This is a genomic window from Roseomonas genomospecies 6, from assembly GCF_008365375.1.
Lineage (GTDB): Bacteria > Pseudomonadota > Alphaproteobacteria > Azospirillales > Azospirillaceae > Azospirillum.
Genome location: NZ_QOKW01000005.1, coordinates 1 through 25,267, shown reverse-complemented (window position 1 = coordinate 25,267; position 25,267 = coordinate 1). Strand labels below are relative to the sequence as shown.

The following is a 25,267-nucleotide window of genomic DNA, read 5'->3' as shown; positions in this document are numbered from 1 at the left end:
CCGGTGACCGTCAAGCTAAGCCTTTCTGCCGGAACCCTTTTCCCGGCGACGCTCCGGCTTGCCCCGGCATCGCCGGGGAAAAGGTCCGAAATATGATTAATCCGTCTTACTGATTGCCTTTGTAGACACCATTTCCGAAGAGATGGATCGGACGGTCCTCGTCGCCGGCCGCGGTTGGAGAATTGCCATGACTCACGCCCATCACACCGGTCCCGCCGACCCGCTGGCCGGATTGCCCTACGCGGACCGCGTCCGCTCCGTCACCGCCGCCCAGGCGATGGGCTGGCTGAGGGCGGGGTGGATGGATTTGCGGGCGGCGGGCTGGGTCAGCCTCGCCTACGGCGCCCTGTTCGTGGCGATCGGCTTCGCCCTGACCGGCGGACTGGTCCTGGCGGGGATGGCCTACCTGATCGCGCCGATGATCGGCGCCTTCCTGCTGATCGCCCCGCTTCTGGCGCTCGGCCTCTACCGGATTTCCAAGGATGTGGAGGAGGGGCGCCGGCCCAGCCTGTGGCGGGCGCTGACCGCGTGGCGGGCGAACCCCTACCACATCCTGACCGCCGGCCTGATCCTGATGCTGTATGTGATGATCTGGGCGCGGATGAACGTGGTGGCCTTCGCCCTGTTCTTCCCGCACGAGGCCATCGCGCTGGACCATTTCGTCGCGCAGATGTTCAGCCTGGACGGTCTGGTCTTCACCGCCTTCATCACGGCGCTGGGCTTTGCCTTCGCGGCCTTCGCCTTCGTCACCAACGTCACCGCCCTGCCCATGATGATGGACCGCCCGGTGGACGTTTTCGCCGCGGCCCTGGCCTCGGCCATGGCGGTGCTGCGCAACCCGCGGGTCATGGCCCTGTGGGCCGGGCTGATCGTGCTGGTCACCGGGGCCGGGCTGCTGACGGGCTTTCTCGGGCTGATCGTGGCCCTGCCCCTGATCGGGCATGCGAGCTGGCACGCCTATCGTGACCTCATCAAGGAGGACGAGGAGGAGTGAGGAAAGTGCTTTAACGGAAAAAGCCGCCGCGGGTGACCGCGGCGGCTCTTTCTTTGACGCAGGTGCGGGAGACGGGCCCCCTCCCCGACCCTCTCCCACTTTCGTGGGGGAGGGAGAGAGGAACGCCTTACTCGTCGGTCTGCTGCTTGCGCTTCAGAGCCGCACCCAGGATGTCGCCCAGCGAGGCGCCCGAGTCGGACGAGCCGTACTCGGCCATCGCCTGCTTCTCCTCCTCCATCTCGCGGGCCTTGATGGACAGCGAGATGCGGCGGGAGCCGCGGTCGATCTGGGTGACCTTCGCGTCGACCTTCTCGCCGACGGCGAAGCGGTCCGGACGCTGCTCCGAACGGTCGCGGGAGAGGTCCGACTTGCGGATGAAGCCGGTGTAGCCCTCGCCCACCGCAACCTCGATGCCACCGTCGGTGACCTGGGTGACGGTGCAGGTGACGACGTCGTTCTTCTTCAGGCCGGCCGTGGCAGCCTCGAACGGATCGTTCGCGAGCTGCTTGATGCCGAGGGAGATGCGCTCCTTCTCGACGTCGACGTCCAGGACCTTGACCTTGACGCGGTCGCCCTTCTTGTACTCGGCGATGGCCTCTTCACCCGACTTGTTCCAGTCGAGGTCGGACATGTGGACCATGCCGTCGATGTCGCCCGGCAGACCGACGAACAGACCGAACTCGGTGATGTTCTTGACCTCGCCTTCCAGCTCCGTGCCCGGGCCGAACTTCTCGAGGAAGGTCTCCCACGGGTTGTCCAGGCACTGCTTGAGGCCCAGGCTGATGCGGCGCTTCTGCGGATCGACGTCCAGGACCATGACCTCGACTTCCTGAGACGTCGACACGATCTTGCCCGGATGGACGTTCTTCTTCGTCCAGGACATCTCCGAGACGTGCACCAGGCCCTCGATCCCCGGCTCCAGCTCCACGAAGGCGCCGTAGTCGGTGATGTTGGTGACGCGGCCCTTGAACCGCGAGCTGACCGGGTACTTGGCTTCCACGCCTTCCCACGGATCGGCCTCGAGCTGCTTCATGCCGAGGCTGATGCGCTGGGTCTCCGGGTTGAAGCGGATGACCTGGACCGTGACGGTCTGGCCGATCTGCAGGGCCTCGGACGGGTGGTTGATGCGGCGCCACGCGATGTCGGTGACGTGCAGCAGGCCGTCGACGCCACCCAGATCCACGAACGCGCCGTAGTCGGTGATGTTCTTGACCACACCCTGCAGAACCTGGCCTTCCTTGAGGTTGGCCACCAGCTCCGAACGGGCCTCGGCGCGGCTCTCTTCGAGAACGGCGCGGCGCGACACGACGATGTTGCCGCGCGAGCGGTCCATCTTCAGGATCTGGAACGGCTGCGGGGTGCCCAGCAGCGGGGAGATGTCGCGGACCGGACGGATGTCCACCTGCGAACCCGGCAGGAACGCCACGGCGCCCGACAGGTCGACGGTGAAGCCGCCCTTGACGCGGCCGAAGATGACGCCGGTGACGCGGGTCTGGTCCTGGAAGGACTTCTCCAGCAGCGCCCAGGCCTCTTCGCGCTTGGCCTTCTCACGCGACAGAACGGCTTCGCCGTTCTTGTCTTCCATACGCTCCAGATACACCTCGACGGTGTCACCCGCCTTCAGCTCGGGCGGCTGGCCGGCAACGGCGAATTCCTTCAGCGCAACGCGGCCTTCCGACTTCAGGCCGACGTCGATGGTGACCATGTCGTTCTCGACGGAGACGACGCGGCCCTTGACGACCGAGCCTTCGAGGGACTCGGCCGTGCCGAGCGACTCCTCGAGCAGAGCCGCAAAGCTTTCCTTCTCGCCGGTCCGGGCCATAGCTTGTGCCATTGAAACTCCTAAGGTTGGCCGAAAGCGATCCCGCCATGGTCCGTCCCGCGGCAAAACGGGCCGGCCCCCGATGGGACCACCGCGCCGGGCACCACGCCCGGCGACTTGGTTGACATGCGTTCCATGGAGGGCCGAAGCGCCCGGACCCTGATGCTCAGACCTTGGGGCCGAAACCGGTTTTCGTTCCGATAAAGGCGGTCGCCGCTGCGAACGCCTGGTCGGCGTCGAGGGCGGAGGTATCAAGCACAAAAGCGTCGGCAGCCGGCCGGAGCGGTGCTACCGTCCTCTGGCTGTCGCGCGCGTCACGGGCCTTCATGTCCTCCAGGACGTCGGACGGTATAGCCGGAATCCCGCGTTCCCGCAACTCCTTGAGTCGGCGCTCGGCCCGCACCTCTACCGAAGCGGTAACGAACAGCTTGGCGTCGGCGTTCGGGCATACGACGGTACCGACATCCCGCCCATCCAGCACCGCCCCCGGCGCGCCGCCGGGCGGGGTGGCGGCGAATCGCCGCTGGAAATCGAGCAGGGCCGCCCGCACCTCCGGCACCGCCGCGACCTTGGAGGCCGCCTGCGCCGCCTCGTCGCTGCGCAGCGCCGGGTCGTTCAGGATGCCGTCCTCCGGCTGCAACACGCGTGCGGCCTTCGCCGCGGCCTCCGCGTCCGCCGGATCGCCGCCCGCGCGCAGAACGGCCACGCCGACGGCGCGGTAGAGCGCTCCGGTGTCGAGATGAGCGAAGCCGTAGACTTGCGCGATCCGCTTGGACAGCGTGCCCTTGCCCGCCGCCGCGGGGCCGTCGATGGCGATGATCACACCCATCGCCCTCACACCCCTTCGATCTTCGCGCCGACGCCGTTCATCAGATCGACGAAGCCGGGGAAGCTGGTCTCGATGAAGGCGCCGTCGTCCACCTGGACCGGCTCGGCGGTGGCCATGCCCAGCACCAGGAAGCTCATGGCGATGCGGTGGTCCATGGCGGTGGCGACGGTGGCGCCGCCCTGCGGCGGCTTGCCGGTGCCGTAGACGGTCAGGCTGTCGTCGGCCCCGACCTCCACCTTCACGCCGCACTTGGTCAGCCCGTCGGCGACCATGGCGAGGCGGTCGCTCTCCTTCACGCGCAGTTCCTTCAGGCCGAGCATGACGGTGGTGCCCTCCGCGCAGGCGGCGGCGGCGGCGAGGATCGGGTATTCGTCGATCATGCTGGGCGCGCGGTCCGCCGGGACGACGATGCCCTTCAGCGGGCCGTGCTTCACCCGCAGGTCGGCCACCGGCTCGCCCGCCTCGTCGCGGCGGTTCTCGAAGGCGATGTCGGCGCCCATCTCCACCAGCGTGTCGTAGAGGCCGGTGCGGCGCGGATTCATGCCGACGCCGGGAAGCAGGACCTCCGAACCGGGGCGCAGAAGCGCCGCGACCGCCGGGAAGGCGGCGGAGCTGGGGTCGGCGGGAACGACGACCTCGCGCCCCGTCAGCTCCGGCTGGCCGACGACGGAAACGGCCAGCGCGCCGTCCTCCATCCGCTCGGTCGTCACGGTGGCGCCGAAATGGCGCAGCATCAGCTCGGTGTGGTCGCGGGTCGGCTCCGCCTCGATCACGGTGGTGGTGCCGGCGGTGTTCAGACCGCACAGGATGATCGCCGACTTCACCTGGGCGGAGGCCACCGGCAGGCGGTAGGTGATCGGAACGGTGCGGTCGCTGCCCACCACGGCCAGCGGCAGCCGCCCGCCGGACCGACCGACGAAGCGCGCGCCCATCTGCTCCAGCGGGCCGGTCACGCGGGCCATCGGGCGCTTGTTCAGCGAGGCGTCGCCAGTGAAGACGCAGGTGATCGGGTGCGACGCGACGAGGCCCATCAGCAGGCGCGCCGCCGTGCCGCTGTTGCCCATGTCGAGCACCTGGGCCGGCTCCCCCAGCCCGCCCAGACCGACGCCGCGCACGCGCCACACGCCGTCCTCGCCGCGCTCCGCCCGGGCGCCCAGCAGGCGCATGGCGGCGGCGGTGTTCAGCACGTCCTCCCCTTCCAGCAGGCCGTGGATGACGGTTTCGCCCACCGCCACGGCGCCCAGCATCAGCGACCGGTGCGAAATCGACTTGTCGCCCGGCACGCGGATGGTGCCGGCCAGCGCGCCGGTGACGGATGAGCGAAGCGGCTTCGCCTGCAGCATGGGAACGGACCCTCAAGAAAACGGTGGACTGGCCGCAGTACCTAGCACAGTGGCGGGATCGAAGCGAGTGGGCCGCCCATACGGGGACGGGGCAGCGGGTCCGGGATGGTTCATGAAGCGGGACAGGAGACGAACCACAGAGACACGGAGACACGGAGGATGGTCATGCTCGCGGCAGCACCCCCTCCGTGTCCCCGTGCCTCTGTGGTGAAAAAGCCGGCCGCCCTGCTTATCCGACCGCTGCTTATCCGACCGCTCCGGCGATCAGTCTCCGACCGCCACCCCCTCGCGCCGGGTGTCCGCCCCTCCCGCAAGCCCCTGGCCGGTCACCCGGATCGCCTGCGTGCCGGAAGTCAGCTCCATCGCCTTGACCGTGTGCCCCCGGGCCTCCAGCGCCGCCGCCCAGCCTTCCGCCTCGGTGCCCTGCTCCAGCTCGGTCGGGCCGTTGCGGCTGCCGAAGTTGGGGACGTCCACCGCCGCCTGCGGGTCGAGGCCCCAGTCGAGAAGCGCGACCAGCGTCTTGCCCACATAATTGATGATGTTGCTGCCCCCCGGCGATCCCACCGCCGCCACCAGCGCGCCGTCACGGAAGACCAGCGTCGGCGCCATGGAGCTGCGCGGACGCTTGCCCGGCTCCACCCGATTGGCGACGGGCTTGCCGTCCTCCGTCGGGGTGAAGGCGAAATCGGTCAGTTCGTTGTTCAGCAGGAAGCCCCGAACCATCAGGCGGGAGCCGAACCCGTCCTCGATGGTGGTGGTCATGGCGACCGCGTTGCCCGCCCCGTCCACGACGGAGATGTGGCTGGTCCCATGCTCCTCCGCCTCGGCATGGCCCCAGGCGCGGCCCTCCTTGAAGGGCGGCTCGCCCGGCTGGGCCTTGCCCATCGAGCGCTCGCCGACCAGGGCGGCGCGGCCCGCCAGATAGCCGCGGTCGAGCAGCCCGCGCACCGGCACCGTCACGAAATCCGGATCGGCGAGGTAAAGCCCCCGGTCGGCGAAGGCGAGTCGCCCGGCTTCGGAGAACCAATGCGCCGCCAGGGCCGGATCGTTGCGGGTGGCGGCCATGTCACGGCTCTCCAGAAAGGCCAGCATCTGAAGCACCGCGATCCCGCCGGAGCTTGGCGGCCCCATGCCGCACAGGGTGTAGGCGCGGTAGGGGCCGCAGACCGGTTCCCGCTCCTTCACGCGGTAGGCTTTCAGGTCGGCCTCGGTCATGTCGCCGGGGTTGGTGGGGTGGCCGGTCACCGCCGTCACGATGTCGGCGGCGACGGGACCCTCGTAGAAGGCGGCGGAGCCCTTCTCCGCGATGGCGCGCAGAGTCGCCGCGAAGTCCGGATTTCTCAGCACATGGCCGACCGGCCAGGGCGTGCCGTCCGGCTGGTAGAAATAGGCCCGCGCCGCCGGGTTGGCCGGCAGATGCCTTTCCATCGCCAATTGGCCGTTCAGCCGCGGGCTGACCGTGAAGCCGTTCTCGGCCAGCGCGATGGCGCGCGCGAACAGGCGGGGCCAGGGCAGCTTGCCGTGCATCTGGTGGGCATGCTCCAGAAGCATCACCGTGCCCGGCACGCCGACGGACCGCCCGCCGACCACCGCGTCGTAGAAGGGCATCGGCTTGCCGTCCGCCCCCAGGAAGCGGTCGGGCTTGGCCGCGGCGGGCGCCGTTTCACGCCCGTCGATGGCGGTCACCGCTTTCGTGATGGCCTCGTAATGCAGCAGGAAGGCGCCACCCCCGATGCCGGAGCTTTGCGGCTCCACCAGATTGAGCACGAGCTGCACGGCGATGGCGGCGTCCACCGCGCTGCCGCCCGCCCGCAGGATCTCCCGCCCGGCCTCCGCCGCCAGCGGATTCGCAGCGGCGACCATGTAACGGGTGGCGGTGTCGACGCCGCGGCTGCCGCGCCCGGTCGCGCGCTCCGGCGCCACGTCCCCTGCGGCGCCGGGGGGTGGAGACGGCGCCGTCTGGGCCAGGGCCCCCATCGGCAACGCCGCCAGCAGGCCGGCGCACAGCATTGCCCGCCAACGGCGGGACGGCATCATCGACATCCGGTTCCTCCCCCATATTTTGTGCGTCCGGACCCGCGGACCGGCGGACCGTCGCATGGTGAAGTTTGGGAGCGACCGCCGGTCCCGCCACGGTGCCGGCGGGATTCGGCGAACTTTTTTTTGACAAGCGCCCGCTGGCATGGCAAAGGGCGCGGCTTGTAATTCCCGAATTGGGCATCCCCTAGGAACGTGACGGAGGACGAGGCGTGGCCAAACCCGAATGGGGCGTCAAGCGCATCTGCCCGAGCTGTGGCGCGCGCTATTACGATCTGCGCAAGGACCCGCCGGTGTGCCCGAGCTGCGGATCGCAGTTCGATCCCGAGGCGTTGCTGAAGTCCCGCAAGGCGCGCCCGGCGCCGGTCGACGACGTGAAGAAGGCCCCGGTGGTCACTTCGGATGACGAGGACGTCGAGACCGAGACCGAGGACGAGGAGTCGACCGAACTCGACGAGGTCGAGGACGACGTCTCCGTCGAGGACATCGAGGAGGCGGACGAGACGTCCGAGGACGAGGACGACGTCCTGATCGAGGACACCTCGGAACTGGGCGAGGACGACATGGACGAGGTCGTCGACGTCGAAGGCGAGGACGAGGAGGAGCGCTGACCGGCGCCCCTTGGGAAAGACGGGTTCGGAGGGGCGGAAAAAAGCGGGGCGGGGCTGAATTTTTCTCTTGCATCGGACCCCCGTCCTGACCAATATCCCGCTCCACCGAGGCAGGCCGCAAGGCTCGCCACCCAGAGTTTCGGGGCCATAGCTCAGCTGGGAGAGCGCTACAATGGCATTGTAGAGGTCAGGAGTTCGATCCTCCTTGGCTCCACCAAACACCCGAAGGGCCTGCGCAGCGATGCGCGGGCCCTTCGGCGTTTCGGGGCGTTTTCCTCCCCACCTCCGCCTTGACAGGGATCAAGGAACCCTTTTTGGTCGGGCCGCAGTTTCGGCTGCTCCCCATCCCTTTTCCCGCTTCGGATACGCCATGGCCGACATCCTGATCGCCGACACCCTGACGGGCGACACCACCCTGGGCGCTCTGACCGCCCTCGATCCGGACGCGCTGGGCCGGCTGGCGCAGATCCACCCGGTCTTCAATCCCGGCGTCGGCGTGCCGGACAGCGCCAGCCTGGGCGACCTCGCCAAGGCCACCGGCATCCCGCTGGACGTCCTGCTGGCGGCCGCGCGCGGCGCCATCCACGTCACCGCTCCGGCGGGCGGCTGCGGGTGCGGCGGCGGAGGCTGCGGCACGCCCAAGCACTGAGCGCTTTTTCCCTCCCATTCGCGGCACCGGCCCCCACCTGTTGATGAAACCAATCATCGGGAACGGGAGGACGGCATGACGACGGCCCCACCATCGACCGAGTCTCCGGCAACCGAGTCTCCGGACGGCTGGCTGGAAACGGTGGTCGTTCCGCGAACGAGCGACATCGGCGGGTTCGAGGTGCGGCGCGCCCTGCCTTCCGTCCGCAAGCGGATGGTCGGGCCGTTCGTGTTCCTCGACCAGATGGGGCCGGCGATCCTCAAGGCCGGCTCGGGCATCGACGTGCGCCCCCACCCGCACATCGGGCTGGCCACCGTCACCTACCTGTTCGACGGCGAGATCCTGCACCGGGACAGCCTGGGCACCGTCCTGCCGATCCGCCCGGGCGCGGTGAACTGGATGACCGCCGGGCGCGGCATCGCCCATTCCGAGCGCTCCGCCACCGACGAGCGCGGGCGCGACCGGCTGCTGTCGGGCATCCAGTCCTGGGTCGCCCTGCCCAAGACGCATGAGGAAACCGACCCCGCCTTCGTCCATCTGGGCGCCGACGAGCTGCCGGTGGTGGAGGGCGAGGGCAAGCGGCTGCGCGTCGTGGCGGGTGAGGCGTACGGCGTACGTTCGCCCATGAACACCCTGTGGGACACGCTGTACGTCGATGTTTCGCTGGACGCCGGCGCCCGCCTGCCCATCGACCGGGAGACGGAGGAGCGGGCGCTCTACATCGCCGACGGAACCGTCACCATCCAGGGCGACCGGTTCGACTCCGGACGGCTTCTGGTGCTGCGCCCCGGCGACGCCATCACCGTGGAGGCCGAAACCGCCGCGCGCCTGATCCTGCTGGGCGGCGCGGTGATGGACGGCCCGCGCCACATCTGGTGGAACTTCGTGTCCAGCCGCCAGGACCGCATCGAACAAGCCAAGGCCGAATGGAAGGCCGGCCGGTTCGACGCCGTTCCCGGCGAGACGGAGTTCATTCCTCTTCCGGAACGGTGAAGCCCAGCGCCGTCAGCCTCTCCCGCACCGCCGGATCGGCCAGCGCCGCCAGGAAGCGCCGGACCGCGGGCCGCTCCCGGCGGTCGTTGGGGATCACGAAGTCGTAATGCTCCGCCTGCAAGGGTAGGAAGCCCAGCCCGTAGAGCGTGGCGACGCTTTCGATGGCGACGCCCCAGTCGGCACGGCCCTGCGCCACCGCCACCGCTACCGCGTTGTGCGACTTGGCCTGCGACCAGTAGCCGGTGGGGCGCGCCGCTCCCAGCAGCCGGTCGGTCAGGATGCGCGTGCCGCTGCCGGCGTTGCGGTTGACCAGGATGCAATCGGGGGCCTGAGCCGCCGCAACCCCGGCCTCCTCCGCCGTTTTGCCTTCGAAACGACCGTCGCCCTTGCGGAAGACGATGCCCTGAAGGCGGCGGTAGCCGGTCACGAGGCCCAGCGCCGGGGTCAGGAAGGGGCGGTTGTACTCCCCACTCTTCGGGTCCATCAGGTGGATGGCCGCCACGTCGCATTCGCCGCGCCGGGCGGCGGCGAGGCCGCCCATCGAGCCGACGTTCAGCGCCTTGACCGTCAGCCCCTCCCCGACCAGTTGCCCGAGGATGGCGTCCAGCCCGACGCAATGGCTGCCGATCACGATCAGGTCGGCCGGACGGGTGTCGCGCCCGATGCGCTGGACCGACACCGGGGTCCCGGCCTCCACCGCCTCCGCCTGCGGGTCGATGGCGATGAAACCATCCGCGGCGCTGAAGGCGGTCACCGAACCGGAGCCCTTGGACAGCGGATAGGCGGCCAGCGCCCCGTCGCCCCCGCGCACCAGGGAAACCATCACATATTCGGTCCGGCCCCGTTCCGACCCCAGCCGCATCGGCACCGTTGCGTCCACGCTCTCCTTCGCCGCAGGGGGCAGACCGGCCAGCGCCCGCAGCACCGGGGCCACGAACTCGTGGAAGGTGAACATGGCGGAGGTCGGGAAGCCGGGCAGGATCACCACCGGCTTGCCCTTCGTTACGGCGAGGCACAGAGGCTTGCCGGGCTTCAGCGCCACGCCGTGCGCAACGATGCCCGGATCGGTCAGGCGGCTGACGATGCGGTAGGACAGGTCGCCCGCCCCCTTCGACGTGCCGCCCGACAGCAGCAGCGCGTCGCAGGCCAAGCCCTGCTCCACCAGCGGGGCCAGTTCGGCCTCGTCGTCGCGCGCGATGCCCAGCCGGACAGGCTCCCCGCCCAGTTCCTCCACCGCGGCGGCGAGGATGGCGGCGTTCGAGTCATAGACGGCGCCGGGGCGGATCGGTTCGCCGGGGGCGACGATCTCGTCGCCGGTGGACAGGATCGCCACGCGGGGACGGCGGACCACCGATACCTCCGCCCGTCCGATGGCCGCCAGCACGCCGATTTCGCGGGAGGTCAGCACCTGCCCGCGGCGCATCACCGTCTCGCCGCGCCCGATGTCGGACCCGGCGGCGGCCACGAAGGCGCCGGGCACCAGCGGCTTGCGGACCTCCACCAGAAGAACGCCGTCCTCTTCGCGCGACTCGGTGTGCTCCACCATCACCACGGCGTCGGCGCCGCGCGGCAGCATCCCGCCGGTGGCGATCACCGTGGCGGTGCCGGGGGCGACGGTCAGCGCCGGAACGCGCCCGGCGGACAGCACCTCCTCGTTCAGGCGCAGCATCACCGGCGTGTCCTCTCCCGCGCCCTGGGTGTCGGCGGCGCGCACCGCGAAGCCGTCCACGGACGAGCGGTCGAAACCGGGAACATCCACCGCCGCCACCACGTCGGCGGCCAGAACGCGGCCCAGCGCCGCCGTCAGCGGCACCGTCTCTTCACCCTTGGGCGTCAGGTCGAGATGGCGGCGGAACCGCGCCTCGGCCTCGTCGCGGCCCACCACCTCCAGAAACTGCTCCTGCCGGGCCGCCTGGGCGACAAAACGCCGGATGTCGATTTGCCGGATGTCCTGGTTGGACACGCCCTTACTCCCCTCGCTCGATGCCGTTCAGAGACTTGTACCGTCAAAACAGCGCAGGGTCACGGTCGCCCCCGCGGGAACGCCCTCACTTTCCGCCGGGATCACGACGAAGCCGTCCGCCCGCACCGCACCGGCCAGACCGGGCCGGTGGGGAGAGGCGACCGGCTCCACCATGCCCTCCGCTGTCCAGCGCAGGCGGTGGAGTTCGGTGCAGCCGATCTCCGACACCAGCTTGCGAGCCGTCACCGCCGCCACCGCCGGGTGCGGCAGGGCGGAACCACGCCCGGCCAGACGACGCACGGCGCGACCGGCGAGCAGCTCGTAAGCCGTCAGGCAGGCCATCGGCTCGCCCGGCAGCAGAACGGCGGGCACCAGAACGGAGGAGACGGCGCCGGCACGCCCCAGCGCCGCCGAATCGCCGGGGCGCAGAGCCACGCCGTGCAAGGCCAGTTCGCCCGCGTCGGCCAGGGCCAGCGGGGCCACGTCGTCCTCCCCCACCCCGGTGCGCCCGGCGGAGATCAGCAGGTCGGCGCCGTGGGCCGCATAGGCGGCGGCCAGAGCGGCGCGGTCGGCGGGCAGCGGCCCCACCAACTCCACCACCCCACCGTCGCGCGCCACCAGCGCCGACAGCATCGCGCCCAGCGTTTCGGGTCCGGAACGAGGACCACCGGCCAGCACGATCCGTACCCGCGGGCGGGCGCCGATGCGCAGCGTCCCAATGCCCAGGGCGGCGAGCAGCCCGATGTCCTGCGGTCGCAGCCGGTGCCCGGCCGTCAACAGCACGGTTCCGGCGCGCACCCCCTCGCCCCGCCGCTCCACCCCGTCGCCCGGAGCGGCGCTGCCCAACGCCTCGACGAAGGGACCATCGACCTGAAGGGCTTCCACTGGCAGGACCGCGTCGGTCCCCGGCGGCATCGGCTCTCCCGCCGCGACCGTCACGGCCCCGGGCAGCGGAACGGGATTGTAGGAGCCGGCGCCCAACGTGTCGCTGGACGCCACCGCGACCCCGTCGCGGGCGGCGCGGTCGGCGGTCGGCCAGTCGCCCGGCGCGGTCACCGGCTCGGCGAGAACCACACCCTCGCCCAAGGCGGACGCGGCGGCGGCCAAAGCCACGACGCGCGGCGGCAGAGGGACGACGGAGGCGTCGACCCATTCTTCCACGGCGGACAGCGCGGCCCGGCTGGTGAAGCCGCGCCCGCGCACGTCGTTGGTTCCGCTTTCCGGGGTTCCGCTGTCGTTTCCGGCTCTGGCCGCGGTCATGGCTGCACCCGTGATGCCTCAGGTCAGCCCTTATACCCCAACCTCCACGACGCCGCCGCACACTCGGTTGCGGCCCGCGCGCTTGGCCTCGTAGAGAAGGCGGTCGGCAAGCTGGGTCAGCCGGTCCGGCGTGTCCTCTCCCCTCGGGCGGGCGGTGGCCGCGCCCAGGCTGATGGTCACATGGTCGGAGATCGAGGACACCGCGTGGGGCAGGCGCCGCTCGGCCACCGTGACCCGCAGGCGCTCGGCCACCTGGAACGCTCCATCCTCGTCGGTTTCCGGAAGCAGGCAGACGAACTCCTCCCCGCCGTAGCGGGCGACCAGATCGGCCGGCCTCATCACCTGCTCGGCCAGCAGCCCGCCCATCACGCGCAGGCATTCGTCGCCCGCCTGATGCCCGTAATGGTCGTTGTAGGGCTTGAACTGGTCCACATCGAGCATGATGAGCGACAGCGGAAGCTGCACCCGCGCACAGCGCCGCCATTCGCGCGACAGCACCTCGTCGAACCGGCGGCGGTTGGCGATGCTGGTCAGGCCGTCGATGAAGGACAGGGTGCGCAGCAGGTCGGTCTGCCGTTTCAGCAACAGATGGTTGCGGACGCGCGCCTTCACGATGGGTGGGCTGATCGGCTTGGAGATGAAGTCGATGGCGCCGACCTCCAGCCCATAGGTCTCGTCCTCCACCTCGCTCTTGGCCGAGATGAAGATGACCGGGATGTCGCGGGTGATCGGATCGGCCTTGATGCGGGAACAGACCTCGTACCCGTCCATACCCGGCATCATGATGTCCAGCAGGACGAGATCGGGCAGGCGCGCCTGCACGAGCTCCAGCGCCTTCGCCCCGTCCGTGGCGAAATAGATGTCGTGGTCGTCCTTCAGGATGCGGCTCAGCACATGCACGTTGGACGGGATGTCATCGACCACCAGGATCTTGGAGCGCGCGTCGGTCATGGTCGTTTTCCTAGAAGTCGGTTCCTCGTCGGGGCGGGTCAGTCGGCCGGAACGGACAGGCCGAGATCCTGCGTGATCCTCCGCAGTATTCCCTGGGCCTTGGTGAAGTCGAGACCATCGACGGCGGACGAGAGCGCCTTCATGGCCGCCGGGTCGATCCAGTCGGCCAGCGGCGGCGCCAGCACGGCGAACTCCTCCGCCGCGGCGAAATTGCTGTCGCGCAGCAGCAGGGCGAAGCGCTCCAGCATGGGCTCCAGCGTCCGGATGTCCACCGCCGGCCCGCTGCGGCCCAGGGTGCCCCCTGGCGTCACGGCCAGCCGGGCGGCGGACTCCAGCACGGCCTCCAACTCGGCGCGGAGAACCGGCAACGGCTCCGCCGCCGCCGCCGCATCCCCGCGGAAGGCGGCGACCTGGACGGCGTCCGCCGCGGCGGACAGCGTCCGGGCGCCGATGTTGCCCGCCAGACTCTTCAGCTCGTGCCCCAGCGCCTTGGCCCGCGGCAGGTCCCCGGCGGCCAGGGCGGCGGCGATTCCGTCCGCCGCGCCGTCGTAGGTCCGGGCGAAGTCGATGACGAACTTGCGGAACAGCCCCACGTCGCCGTCCAGCCGGTTCAGCGCGTCCTTCAGGTCGATGCCCGGCAGGTCGGCGGGAAGCGCCGCGCGGGCGGCGGACGGCACGGCCTTGGGCAGAGCCGGCGCGCCGGCCGGCAGGCCGCCGCCCATCGCCGGCTGGCCGAGCCAGCGCGACACCACGGAGAAGAGCTGCTCCACGTCGATGGGTTTGGCGATGTGGTCGTCCATGCCGCCGTCCAGGCAGCGCTGCCGGTCGGACGGCAGGGCGCTGGCGGTCATGGCGATGATCGGCAGCCCCTGCCCGGCGGGCCGGGCGCGGAGCTGGCGCGTCGCCTCGAACCCGTCCATCTCCGGCATCTGCACGTCCATCAGGACCAGATCGAAGGGCGGGTCCGCCTCCTCCACCCGCGCGACGGCCTCGCGCCCGTTGCCGGCCAGCGTCACGCGGGCGCCGGCGCGCTCCAGGATCTCCCGGGCGACCTCCTGGCTGATGCCGTTGTCCTCCACCAGCAGCAGGCGCTGCCCGAACAGGGGGCGCAGATGCGGCGGGCGGAGAAGGCCGGCGGGGACCGGCGCGCAGGGATGCAGACGGAGGGTCCCCGGCGCGTCCCCCTCCCCGCGCCCGAAGGCGTCGACCACGGCGTCCAGCAGGGAGGAGGCGGTCACCGGCTTCACCAGCGCGCGCCCAAGCCCCAGATCGCCCGCCCCCGGCTCCTCGGACGCGGCGTTCATCCGCTCGCGCCCGAAGGCGGAGACCACGATGATGACGGGCGCCTTCACCAGCCCGTCCTCGCGGATGCGGCGGGAGGTCTCCAGGCCGTCCATGCCCGGCATCTTCCAGTCCATCAGCACGATGTCGTAGGGCTTCCCGGCGGCGGTCGCGCGCTCCAGCTCGGCGATCGCCTCGGCACCGGAGGCGCACAGCGAGGCCCGCCAGCCGAAGGAGGCGACCAGCTCGCCCAGCACCTCGCGCGCGGTGCCGTTGTCGTCCACCACCAGCACGGACAGGCCACGCGGCACGGCGCCGGATCGCGGCGGGCGCTCCCCCACCCGGCCCGCCGGCCCCGAGGCGACGTTTCCGGCGGCGTTTCCGGCGGCGTTCCCGAAGGCGGCGGTGAAGTGAAATTCGCTGCCCCGCCCAGGCTCGCTCGTCACATCCATGGCGCCGCCCATCAGGGCGACCAGCCGGGTGCAGATGGCCAGCCCCAGGCCGGTGCCGCCGTAGCGGCGGGTGGTGGAGCTGTCGGCCTGGCTGAAGGCCTGGAACAGCCGCTCCTTCTGCTCGGCGTCGATGCCGATTCCGGTGTCGCGGATCGAGAAGGTCAGGACCGCCCGCTCCTCCGTCACCTCCACGGCGCGGACGGACACCACCACCTCGCCCGAATCGGTGAACTTGATGGCATTGCCGGCGAGGTTGATGAGCACCTGCTGAAGACGCAGCGGATCGCCGACGAGGTCGAGCGGAACCTCCGCCCCGACCGAGAACAGCACCTCGATGTCCTTGTCCTGCGCCGCGGCGCCGACGATCACCGCAAGGTTCTGAAGCAGGTCGTCCAGGCGGAACTCCACCCGCTCCAGCTCCAGCTTGCCCGCCTCCACCTTGGAGAAGTCCAGGATGTCGTTCAGGATGCCCAGCAGCGACTGCGCCGACACGCGGATCTTCTGGGCGTAGTCGCGCTGGCGCGTCGACAGGTCGGTCTGCTGGAGCAGATGGACCAGACCCAGGATGGCGTTCATCGGCGTGCGGATCTCGTGGCTCATGTTCGCCAGGAATTCGCTCTTGGCGCGGTTGGCGGCCTCGGCGACGGACTTGGCCTGGCGCAGCGTCTCCTCGGCCCGCTTGCGCTCGGCGATCTCGTGGAAGACGACGACGGCGCCCTCCACCCGCCCATCCTCCAGCATGGGCGACGCGGCGAACTCCACGGGGAAGCAGGAGCCGTCCTTGCGCCAGTAGATATCCTCCGACCCGCCCCGCGCCTCGCCGGTGCGCAGCACCTCGAAGACCGGGCAATCGATGGTCGGCGACGGCGTGCCGTCGGCGCGGGTGTGGTGCAGCAGCACGTGCAGGCTGCGGCCCAGCATCTCCTCGTTGGCGTAACCGGTCAGCGCGCAGGCGGCGGGGTTGGCGAAGGTGATCCGCTCGTCCCGGTCCACGCCGCAGATGCCTTCCGAGGCGGATTGCAGAATCAGGTTCAGCCGCCGGTTGGCCCCGGCGAAGGCGCGGTTGGCCTGTTCCAGCCGGCGGGCGGTGGCGTCCAGGTCGGCGTTCGTCTCGGCCAGCCGGCGGCGCCCCACCTCCTCCCGCGACAGGCTGCGCACCGCCGCCATAGCCAGCGCGGCGCAGGCGGCCACCGCCAGAAGAACCAGAAGGCCGCCGTGGACGGTGCGTTCGCGCCACGGCCCCAACGCCTCGTCCTTGGACATGCCGACCTGCACGATCAGCGGCAGATCCTGCACCCGCAGGTTGGCGACGATCCGTTCCGACCCGTCCGCGGGGGACTGGCTGAGGATCGTGCCGCCGGTGCTCCGCGGCGCCTCGTCCGTCGCGCGGGTGGACAGCGGCACGCCGGGCGGCGCCGCGGACAGGGACGCGCCGGGGTCCTGGCCGGACAGGCTGAACAGCAGCGTCCCATCCTCGCGGTACAGGGCGACGGCGCCGCGGCGGCCGATGTTCAGCCCCTCGAAGAAGGAGCGGAAATAGTCCAGGTCCAGGGCGATGTGGGCGACGCCCTGGAAATTCTCCACCGTCCCGATCCGGCGGCTGATGGTGAAGGTCGGCTTTCCGGATAGCCGGCCCCGGATCATCTCGCCGATGTGGAACGCCTCGCCGTTCCGATGGGCCTGGAAAAAGGGACGGTCCGCGTTGTTGGTGGGCGGCACCGGGAACTGGCGCGTGGTCAGCAGCCCGTTTCCGGCGGCGTCGTGAATCCAGATCGCGCTGATCTCAGGCATGGAATCGGACATGGCGCGCAGTTCCTGCCACAGCGGCAGGTCGCGCCCGACCGCCTCCGCGTTCACGTCCCGCGGGCGCAGGCGGTCGTCCACCCGCTGAAGCACGAGGTCGCCGGTGGCGACGGTCCGGCGCACATGCTCGTGCAGCAGGCGGGCCGCGCTCAGCGTCCGGTCGCGGGCGTGGCCCACCGCTTCGTCGCGGTCGGCCCAGGTGGCCGCTCCCCACAGGCCGACGCCGAACAGGGCGATCACCCCGACGATGGTCGTCAGCAGGGTCCGCAGCCGCGTGCGGGTGACCACGGCGGTTCCTTCCGCCGTCAGGATAGCGTCGTCCATCACCGGTGTCCGCCAGATCCGGCACACGCCGGAGGAGAAGAAGTTGCCGCACACGGGAATTATGACGTCCGGGGGATATCCTCCGCAAGTGACTTGAAGCGGGGTGCCGCCGGATCGGCGGGAAGTGCGCCGCGCAGGGCCTCCGCCCCCTCCTTCGCGGCATCCGCCACGCTGCGGAGGAGCCCGTCCGCTTCGTGGCTGCGGCCCGCGCGGAGGGAGGCGCAAAGGGCGCGGCAAGCGGAGGCCAGGCGGACCAGCCCCAGATTGGCCGACGGCGCGATCAGCGCCCGCGCTTCCGCCAGCATGCGGTCGGGATCGCCGGCGGCGCGCAGCCGGTCGATGCGGCGGGGCAGATGGTCGAGAAACGCGGCGGCCAGGCGGGCGAAGGCGTCCTCCCCCCGCTCGTCCAGGACGCGGCGCAGCATGGCGCGGTCGAGCGGCTGGCGCAGCGGAATCGGCTCCGCCGCAAGATTGGCCGCAAGATTGGCCGCCGGAATGGGCGCCGGAATGGCCGGCACGACGGTCGCAGCGACCGCTTCCGCGGGGGCACCCGGCATCGCCTCGTCGATGGCGTCCAACAGGACGGCCCGGTCCACCGGCTTGGCGAGGTGGCCGTTCATGCCGGCCTCGCGGCAGCGCCGGACCTCCTCCGGCAGCGCGCCGGCGCTCATCGCCAGGATCGGGATGGTTCCCACGGGCGGCGGCAGGGCGCGAATCGCCCGCGTGGCGGCATGGCCGTCCATCTCCGGCATGTGCACGTCCATCAGGACGAGGTCGTAGGAGCCGCGCCGCACCGCCTCGACCGCCTGCCGCCCGTCGCCGACGGTGTCCACGCGATGGCCGGCGCCCACCAGCATGGCGACGGTCAGCTCCCGGTTCATCGCCAGATCCTCGGCCAGCAGGATGCGCGCGGAGCGGCGGCGCACCAGCAGTTCCGCCGCGCAAGGGGTGCCATGCCCGGCGGGCGGGGCGGATTCGGGAAGCACCAGCGACAGCCAGAAGGTGGAGCCGACCCCGGCCTGGCTTTGCACCCCGACCGTCCCGCCCATCATCTCCACCAGCCGCCGGCTGATGGCGAGCCCCAGCCCGGCGCCCCCGCGCGACCGGTCGATCTGGCTGAAACGCTGGAAAAGCCGGTCCTGCCGGTCCGGCGGGATGCCGATCCCGGTGTCGGCGACGCTGATCGTCAGATGCGGCCCGGCGGGGGTGTCGGCGGTCTTCACGATGGTCAGGCCGACGCTGCCGTGCTCGGTGAACTTGACGGCGTTGGCCAGCAGGTTCAGCACCACCTGCCGCAGCCGGTCGGGATCGCCGCGCAGCCAGTCCGGCACGTCCGGGGCCACGGCGGCGTGCAGTTCCAGCCCCTTCGCCTCGGCCTCCAGCCGCAGCACCGCCTCGCAGTTGGCGATCAGATCGCGCACGGCGAAGGGGACGTCGCTCAGCGCCAGCCGTCCCGCCTCGATGCGGGAGAAGTCCAGGACATCGTTGATCACCGTCAGCAGCGACCGCCCGGCGTCGCTCACCATCCGGGCGTGGCGGCGCTGTTGCGGCGTCAGGTCCTCGTCCAGCAGCAGGCGGGTGAAGCCCAGGATGCCGTTCAGCGGGGTGCGCATCTCGTGGCTCATGGTCGCCAGGAATTCGGCCTTGGCGCGGCTGGCCTCCTCCGCCTCCAGGCGGGCCTGGATCAACGCCCGCTCGTTGCGCTTGGCCTCGGTGACGTCGGTGACGATGCCGTCCCACACGATGTCTCCGTTGTCGCGCCGGGCCGCCCGGCTGGAGGCGCTGATCCACCGGATCTCGCCATCCGGACGGACGATCCGGAATTCCAGCATCCAGGGCTCCAGCGTCTCGGCGGACGCGTGGATCGAGGCGATCATGCGCGGACGGTCCTCGGGATGAAGGATGCGGTTCAGCGCTTCCGCCGTCACCCGCTCCGTCGCCGGAAGGCCCATGACCAGGAAGAAGCCGGGGCTGCAATAGGGAAAGCGCAGCCGGCCCGCCGCCGTCAGCACCCGCTGGTAGACGCCGCCCGGTATGTTCACCACCGTCGCGGCAAAACGGCGCTGGCTTTCGGTCAGGGCGCGGTGGAGTTCCTGGCGCTGCTGTTCCTTGCGCAGGAAGGTGCCCAGCGCCAGCGTGCCGACGAAGTTCCCGATGCACAGCGGCACCAGCGCCTCGTCCACCAGGCGGAGCGCCAGATCGGGCGGCAGCAGGAGGAAGCTGAAGGGCGGCATCACCGTCACCAGCAAGGCCAGCGCGACCAGATGACGGTTCCCGAAGCGCCCCTGCCGCCGCGCCGCCGCGCCCACCAGCACGCCGATCAGCGCCGCCCCGCCCAGCGACACCACCCCCGCCAGCGCGCCCGGCCCGCCCAGCCAGAACCGGAAGGCGCCGGCCAGCAGCGCCGCCGTCACCCCGGCCAGAGGGCCGCCGAACGGACCGGCCAGCCCCATCATCACGTTGCGCGCGTCGATGAGCAGGCCCGGCGCCACATGCACCGGGTCGGCCATGCCCAGAACCGCCACCCCGCCGAAAAGCAGGCCCAGCAGACCATTCGCCATCAGGTCCGGGATTTTTCCGGGACGGGCGCGGATCTGCAGGAAGACGATGGCCACGACCGCGAACAGGCCGATGTTCTGCGCCAGCCCGAGCAGCAGTTCACTGGTGACCATGCTCATCACAACCCCCCGGCGGCCCCGCTTTGCATTCTGCCCGCGTTGCAGGATGCGAATTCGCATCGTGCAACGCATTTCGGACATACGGGCGGATGCCGTGCCGATTCGCTCCGCCCTTCGGTCCTCCTTACGCAAGCGCCATGCCGCACCGAAGGTGGTCGCCCGCCCGGGGCAACCCCGCCGGGGCACCCCGTCCGGCATCCCCGACCGGGGTGCCGGGGCGGCGGGGGGCGGGGAACCGGACGGCCGCGCGTTCCGCGCCGCACCACGACCCATGGGGCACCCCGTCCGCACGCGCAATCGTCGCAAATGCCGTAGGACCGAGGCGGCCGGGACGATCCCCCCGGCCGGACCGGCGCCACGGGGGCATGACCGGGTTAGTACGGAATTCCGGCGGTGCAAAAGGGCCTGCAATCCCGTTGCGGAAGCGGGATGCCGGCGGTACCGCGCCGGTGTCGCCCGAGGAATGCGCTCTCGCCCGAAGGGGTTCGCCCGGCGGATCTTTCCGGGACAGGGGGGAGGCGGTGACGGGAGAAGGTTCATGCAGCACGCCGTTGCCGGGACCCCGCGGTTGTCCGTGGTGGTTCCCTGCTACAACGAGGCCGAGGGGATCGGCGAATTGCACCGCCGGGTGTCCGCGGCCTGCCGCGCCGAGGTCGGGGAGGGCTATGAGCTGATCCTGGTGGACGACGGATCGCGGGACGGCACCTGGAACCGCATCGCCGATCTGGTCCGCGGCGACCCGGCGGTGACGGGGGTGCGGCTGTCGCGCAACCATGGGCACCAGTTGGCCTTGACCGCCGGCCTGCACGTCTGCCGGGGGGAGCGCATCCTGATCATCGATGCCGACCTCCAGGACCCGCCGGAGCTGCTGGGCACCATGATGGCCCGCATGGACGCCGGGGCCGACGTGGTCTACGGCACCCGCATGGCCCGCGACGGCGAGACCTGGTTCAAGAAGGGCACCGCGGCGCTGTTCTACCGGCTGCTCGACCGTCTGGTGGACATCGAGATCCCCAAGGACACCGGCGATTTCCGGCTGATGAGCCGCCGCGCGCTGGAGGTGTTGAACGCCATGCCGGAGCAGCACCGCTTCATCCGCGGCATGGTGAGCTGGATCGGGCTGAAGCAGGAGCCGCTGCCCTACGACCGGCAGGCCCGCGCCGTCGGCGAGACCAAGTACCCTCTGGGCAAGATGATCCGCTTCGCGGTGGACGCCATCACCAGCTTCTCCATCAAGCCGCTGCGCGCCGCCTCCTACATCGGCTTCTTCTTCGCGCTGTGCGCGGTTCTGGCGCTCGGCTACGCGCTGGTGAGCTGGGCGCAGCACGCGACGGTTCCCGGCTGGACCAGCGTGATGGTCGTCTCGCTGGTGCTGGGCAGCACCCAGCTTCTGATCCTGGGGGTGCTGGGCGAGTATCTCGGGCGGCTCTACATGGAGACCAAGCACCGGCCCCTGTTCGTGGTGGACAGCATCGCCCGCCACCCGGACGCCGCTCCCGCCGTCATCGTCACCGGAAAGGGACAAGCCGCGCCGGCCCCCGCCGAGGTCCATCTGGGAACCGGCATCGCGGCGGCGGCGGGCGCCTTCTCCCGCATCGAGGCCAACAGTTGAAGGGTGCCGAAAGCCGGGCGCGAGGCGTTCCCTGGACGGCCATCCGCTTCGCCGCGGTCGGCCTGCTGAACACCGGGGTCGATTTCGCGCTGTTCCTGGCGCTGGTGTCGCTGGCCGGGGTGCCCGTGCTGGCGGCCAACGCCGTGGGTTACGGCGCCGGGGTGCTGTGCAGTTTCCTGCTGAACCGGAGCTGGACCTTCCGCCTGCGCCGGGAGGCGGCCCCCATGGCCCGCCGCCTGCCGCTGTTCCTGGCCTTCAACCTCGTCGGGCTGGGGCTGTCCACCCTGGTGGTCGGGCTGCTGGTGCCGGCCCTGCACCCGCTGGCCGCCAAGATCGCGGCGACCGCCGTGACCTTCGCCTGGAACTACTGGTCCAGCCGGCGCTTCGTCTTCGCCACGCCCGCCGGCAATTCCATGGCCTGAGCGGGCGGCCTGAACGGGCGGCCTGAGCGCCCCCTCCGGCGGATGACGGCGCTTTGCCGCAACGGCGAACCTTGACCGCCGGGCGGCCTACCCCAATCTATGACGGAGCGGCGCCGATCCTCCCCTTTCGGGCCGCCAGCCAGCCGGGCGCCGGAAACGGGCCCAATGTGCAACTCGCTCGCGTCTCGAGGAGGATGCGCCGTGACGACTCGCCTTTCTCTCTTCAACAGTCCGCTGCTCCTGGGATTCGACCAGTTCGAGCGCACGCTGGACCGTATCGCCAAGAATTCCGCGGAAGGCTATCCGCCCTACAACATCGAACAGATCGGGGACGAGGGCCTGCGAATCACGCTGGCCGTGGCCGGTTTCACCTCCGAAGACCTGTCGGTGCAGATCGAGGACAACCAGCTCGTCATCCGGGGCCGCCAGACCGACGACCGCTCGCGCATCTACCTGCACCGCGGCATCGCCGCCCGCCAGTTCCAGCGCAGCTTCGTGCTGGCGGAGGGGATCGAGGTGGTCGGCGCCTCGCTCGACAACGGCCTTCTCAACATCGACCTGAAGCGGCCCCTGCCGGAACCGAAGGTCCGCACCATCAAGATCGAGCAGCCCGCCCAGGCCGCCAGCGGCACCGCCGGACCGCAGACCATCGACGTCGCCCCGGACCGGAACGATGGTTAACCGGAACGATGGCTAACCGGAACGACGCCTGACCGAAACGAAGGCCGACCGCCCGCCGTCTCCTCGACCGATTCGTCCAAAGGACAGCATCATGAACAGCTTCGACATCGACAAGGCCGCAACCTATCTGCGCCAACTGTCGCCCCAGGACTTCGCCGCCTTCGGCTTGGACCATGTGGCCTATGTGCGGCCCGTGACGGTCGACGACGCTCCGGCCTTCTCCGTCCACGCCGCCGACGGCACGCCGCTGACCGTCCTGCCGGAACGGGACGTGGCCTTCGCCACCGTCCGCCAGAACGACATGGAGCCGCTGAGCGTCCACTGACGCCCACGCTCCACGGTAAAATCCATCTGGGGTTGTGAAAGGGCCGGTCCGCCGTGGACCGGCCCTTTTCGTTCGTGGGCTGCCGGTGCTATGACATGGGTCCGGAACATCCCATCCGCTCTTGCCTGCCCTCCCCAAGCCGCTATCCTTATGGGGGACCTCGAAGGGACGGCGGGCGGTCGAGGGCCGGCTTGCGGGGAGAAGGCTTTGAGCGACGGGTTTGAGACGAACGAGGCCGTGACCGACAAGCCGCCCCGCCCCCAGGGCGGAGGCCGGCGCAAGGCGTGGGAGGACGAGGCCCGCGACGCGCTGCACATCATGCCGCTGTCGGCCATCCCGCTGGAGACCCCCGGCCTTCAGCACGCCCGGCTCATCAAGAACGTGCGCCTGCAAACGGTCGTGGAGATGTTCCACGACGTCCAGACCGGCAGCGGGCAGGTGTCGCCGCGCCACCTCACCGCCTATTTCGAATCCTACAAGGAGGAGGTGGAGCGCGATCTGGTGAAGATCGAGAAGATCGCCGCCGCCTCCAGCTTCGACGTCTACACCTCCCGCATCGAACTGCGCCGGCTGAACATCGACGTCAACAGCGTCGAGTCGCTGACCCTGTCCGACCGCAAGAAGGAGGAGCTGACCAACTACATGCGCGTCTTCACGCGCCCGTTGGTCGAATATGTCTACGGGTCCGAGGACATGCAGGTCCAGGACGTGAAGGACATCATCGGCATGTTCTCCAATCCCAACCGGGAGGAGGCGCTGCGCAACCTGCGCATGATGGCCGACCGGCTGGACATCGAGCTGGGCGAGATCCCGCAATTCCTGGAGGAATACGGCGACATCTTCCTGTCGCTGGCCTATTTCAAGAAATGCCTGGACGACATCGTGCCGGAGATCCAGCGCTTCCTGTCCTGGATGGCCGAGATCCGCGGCTCCGCCGAGGTCAAGCGCGACGCCCGGCAGATCCGCATGCTGGATGAGATCAGCCGCGACCTGACGGACATCTCCACCTCCATCACCGGACGATTCGAGAGCTTCGACAACCGATCCAAGGACTTCTGGCGCGACATCAACGCCGAGACCTTCCATTCCATCCGCGAGCTGATCGCGTCCCACCACGTCACCATCGGCGGCGTGCTGTGCGGGCTGGCGGTGAAGATGGACCTGTGGAAGGCCCGCTTCGCCCGTGGCGGCGGCGGCCCGAACCGGCGCATGGAGTTCGTGAAGTCGGAAATCCTGCCGGGCCTGTCCCACATCAAGTCGCTGGAACAGTCCGCCCGCTCCGCCAGCGCGTGAGGAGGCCCCCGGTGTCCGGTGCCCGCTTCGACCATGTCAACATCCGGGTCCGCGACCTGGACCGCGCCGTCCGCTTCTACAGCGATGCCTTCGGCCTGACGGTCCTGCTGCGGGAGGAACTGTCGGGCGGCTGGTTCGACGCCATCCGCGGCACGACGGGCGCCGTCGCCGACTGCGCGATCCTGGTCAACGGCGACCACAGCCTGCGCGTGGAGATGCTGTGCTTCGCCGAACCGGCCCCGGGACCGGGCGGCCTGGACGATGTGGGCATCGGCCACTTCGCCATCGCCGTGGACGACATCCAGGCGGTGCGCGACCGGGCCATCCGGGCCGGGGCGGTGCCGGTGGGCGCGGTGGTGGACGTGCCGCGCGCCATCCTCCCGGCGGGCAAGCGGATGTGCTATCTGCGCGACCCGGACGGCATTCTGCTGGAATTGGCGCAGCGGCTCGGTCCGTAAGGGCGAAGACACCGCCGAACGCATCATACCGGCTCGCCCGAAGACCGTGCTTTCCACGCAATAATGGATGCGGCGTCTATCCCCATCGGTCGGCGATTGCCTTTGAATTCCTGTTACGTCACTCAAACTGTCGACGACCTAAGTATTCAACATCAGAATTCTCTTCAAGACTCCTTCGCGGTGCCATACCATCGAATTCAACGGCATTTTTCCATCAATGACGCCGAAAACATCAAGGCACCTTGCGCGATAATCACAGCGACCTCACGACCATGACGCGAAGCCTTTCCTTCGGACTGGACTCGCGAATGACCGGCGCATCGCTTCGCCTTCCATAGCCGGGCATTTCCAAACTCTTTCCGCTCGCTTCCCGCCGCAGAACCGGACCCGGGGAACCGATCCGCGTTCCCGCCCCACTCAAGCCTCACGGTCCCCATGACGTACCGTCCCGACATCGATGGCCTTCGCGCGGTATCGATCCTCGTG

At 70.1% G+C, this 25,267-nt stretch carries 19 protein-coding genes and 1 tRNA gene; 11 read left to right on the top strand and 9 right to left on the bottom strand.

Features of this window, described 5'->3' with window-relative positions:
- Positions 1-187 precede the first annotated feature (187 nt).
- Entirely contained in the window at positions 188-994 is an 807-nt protein-coding gene (locus tag DS843_RS08225; RefSeq protein WP_149468414.1) for a DUF2189 domain-containing protein, read from the top strand.
- A 127-nt stretch (positions 995-1,121) separates the two neighbouring features.
- Here the strand turns inward: DS843_RS08225 and rpsA are convergent, their stop codons facing one another.
- The 4 genes from rpsA to ggt all read right to left on the bottom strand — a co-directional run bounded on the left by rpsA (position 1,122) and on the right by ggt (position 7,031).
- Positions 1,122-2,828, bottom strand: a complete 1,707-nt coding sequence (gene rpsA, locus DS843_RS08220; protein WP_149468413.1) for a 30S ribosomal protein S1 — start codon at positions 2,826-2,828, stop codon at positions 1,122-1,124.
- 154 nt (positions 2,829-2,982) lie between these two features.
- The gene (cmk, locus tag DS843_RS08215) at positions 2,983-3,645 is read right to left on the bottom strand and encodes a (d)CMP kinase (RefSeq protein ID WP_149468412.1); all 663 of its coding nucleotides are present in this window, start codon (positions 3,643-3,645) and stop codon (positions 2,983-2,985) included.
- Between the two features lie 5 nt (positions 3,646-3,650).
- The gene (gene aroA, locus DS843_RS08210; protein ID WP_149468411.1) at positions 3,651-4,988 is read right to left on the bottom strand and encodes a 3-phosphoshikimate 1-carboxyvinyltransferase; all 1,338 of its coding nucleotides are present in this window, start codon (positions 4,986-4,988) and stop codon (positions 3,651-3,653) included.
- 264 nt (positions 4,989-5,252) lie between these two features.
- Positions 5,253-7,031 carry a gamma-glutamyltransferase gene (gene ggt, locus DS843_RS08205; RefSeq protein ID WP_149468410.1) on the bottom strand — a complete coding sequence of 593 codons (1,779 nt, stop codon included), beginning with the start codon at positions 7,029-7,031 and terminating at the stop codon, positions 5,253-5,255.
- 206 nt (positions 7,032-7,237) lie between these two features.
- On the opposite strand from ggt, the gene DS843_RS08200 reads away from it, so the two are divergent.
- From DS843_RS08200 to DS843_RS08185, 4 genes are all read left to right on the top strand, one after another.
- A complete protein-coding gene (locus DS843_RS08200) occupies positions 7,238-7,636 on the top strand; it encodes a TIGR02300 family protein (protein ID WP_149468409.1) in 399 nt (132 codons plus the stop codon).
- A 141-nt stretch (positions 7,637-7,777) separates the two neighbouring features.
- A tRNA-Ala gene (locus DS843_RS08195) sits at positions 7,778-7,853 on the top strand.
- A gap of 153 nt (positions 7,854-8,006) precedes the next feature.
- A complete protein-coding gene (locus DS843_RS08190; RefSeq protein WP_149468408.1) occupies positions 8,007-8,285 on the top strand; it encodes a hypothetical protein in 279 nt (92 codons plus the stop codon).
- Positions 8,286-8,360: 75 nt separating this feature from the next.
- Positions 8,361-9,278, top strand: coding sequence for a pirin family protein (locus DS843_RS08185; protein ID WP_149468407.1), 918 nt, complete (start codon positions 8,361-8,363; stop codon positions 9,276-9,278).
- Here DS843_RS08185 and DS843_RS08180 read toward each other — a convergent pair.
- Genes DS843_RS08180 through DS843_RS08160 form a run of 5 tightly spaced genes read right to left on the bottom strand, consistent with a single transcriptional unit; the run spans position 9,256 to position 19,990 of the window.
- The gene (locus tag DS843_RS08180) at positions 9,256-11,241 is read right to left on the bottom strand and encodes a molybdopterin biosynthesis protein (protein ID WP_286191999.1); all 1,986 of its coding nucleotides are present in this window, start codon (positions 11,239-11,241) and stop codon (positions 9,256-9,258) included. The two genes, DS843_RS08185 and DS843_RS08180, sit on opposite strands and share 23 nt — an antisense overlap.
- A 27-nt stretch (positions 11,242-11,268) precedes the next feature.
- Positions 11,269-12,501 carry a molybdopterin-binding protein gene (locus DS843_RS08175; RefSeq protein ID WP_149468406.1) on the bottom strand — a complete coding sequence of 411 codons (1,233 nt, stop codon included), beginning with the start codon at positions 12,499-12,501 and terminating at the stop codon, positions 11,269-11,271.
- 30 nt (positions 12,502-12,531) lie between these two features.
- Positions 12,532-13,452, bottom strand: a complete 921-nt coding sequence (locus DS843_RS08170) for a diguanylate cyclase (protein WP_149468405.1) — start codon at positions 13,450-13,452, stop codon at positions 12,532-12,534.
- Positions 13,453-13,490: 38 nt separating this feature from the next.
- Positions 13,491-17,312 (bottom strand): response regulator, encoded by a 3,822-nt coding sequence (locus DS843_RS08165; protein ID WP_149468404.1) that lies wholly within the window; start codon positions 17,310-17,312, stop codon positions 13,491-13,493.
- Between the two features lie 59 nt (positions 17,313-17,371).
- Positions 17,372-19,990: a hybrid sensor histidine kinase/response regulator gene (locus tag DS843_RS08160; RefSeq protein ID WP_167525239.1), complete on the bottom strand. Its 2,619-nt coding sequence runs from the start codon at positions 19,988-19,990 to the stop codon at positions 17,372-17,374.
- 538 nt (positions 19,991-20,528) lie between these two features.
- Here DS843_RS08160 and DS843_RS08155 point away from each other — a divergent pair.
- The 6 genes from DS843_RS08155 (at position 20,529) to DS843_RS08130 (ending at position 24,781) form a co-directional block, all read left to right on the top strand.
- Positions 20,529-21,602, top strand: a complete 1,074-nt coding sequence (locus tag DS843_RS08155) for a glycosyltransferase family 2 protein (RefSeq protein ID WP_149468402.1) — start codon at positions 20,529-20,531, stop codon at positions 21,600-21,602.
- On the top strand, positions 21,599-22,024 hold the full coding sequence (locus DS843_RS08150; RefSeq protein ID WP_149468401.1) for a GtrA family protein: 426 nt from the start codon (positions 21,599-21,601) through the stop codon (positions 22,022-22,024). Before DS843_RS08155 ends, DS843_RS08150 begins: the two co-directional genes overlap by 4 nt.
- Positions 22,025-22,225: 201 nt before the next feature.
- Positions 22,226-22,705: an Hsp20 family protein gene (locus tag DS843_RS08145; RefSeq protein WP_149468400.1), complete on the top strand. Its 480-nt coding sequence runs from the start codon at positions 22,226-22,228 to the stop codon at positions 22,703-22,705.
- A 91-nt stretch (positions 22,706-22,796) separates the two neighbouring features.
- A complete protein-coding gene (locus DS843_RS08140; protein WP_149468399.1) occupies positions 22,797-23,030 on the top strand; it encodes a DUF1150 family protein in 234 nt (77 codons plus the stop codon).
- Positions 23,031-23,237: 207 nt separating this feature from the next.
- Complete coding sequence (locus DS843_RS08135; protein ID WP_149468398.1) at positions 23,238-24,323, top strand: hypothetical protein; 1,086 nt, start codon at positions 23,238-23,240, stop codon at positions 24,321-24,323.
- Between the two features lie 11 nt (positions 24,324-24,334).
- A complete protein-coding gene (locus DS843_RS08130; RefSeq protein ID WP_167525238.1) occupies positions 24,335-24,781 on the top strand; it encodes a VOC family protein in 447 nt (148 codons plus the stop codon).
- Positions 24,782-25,267: the final 486 nt, after the last annotated feature.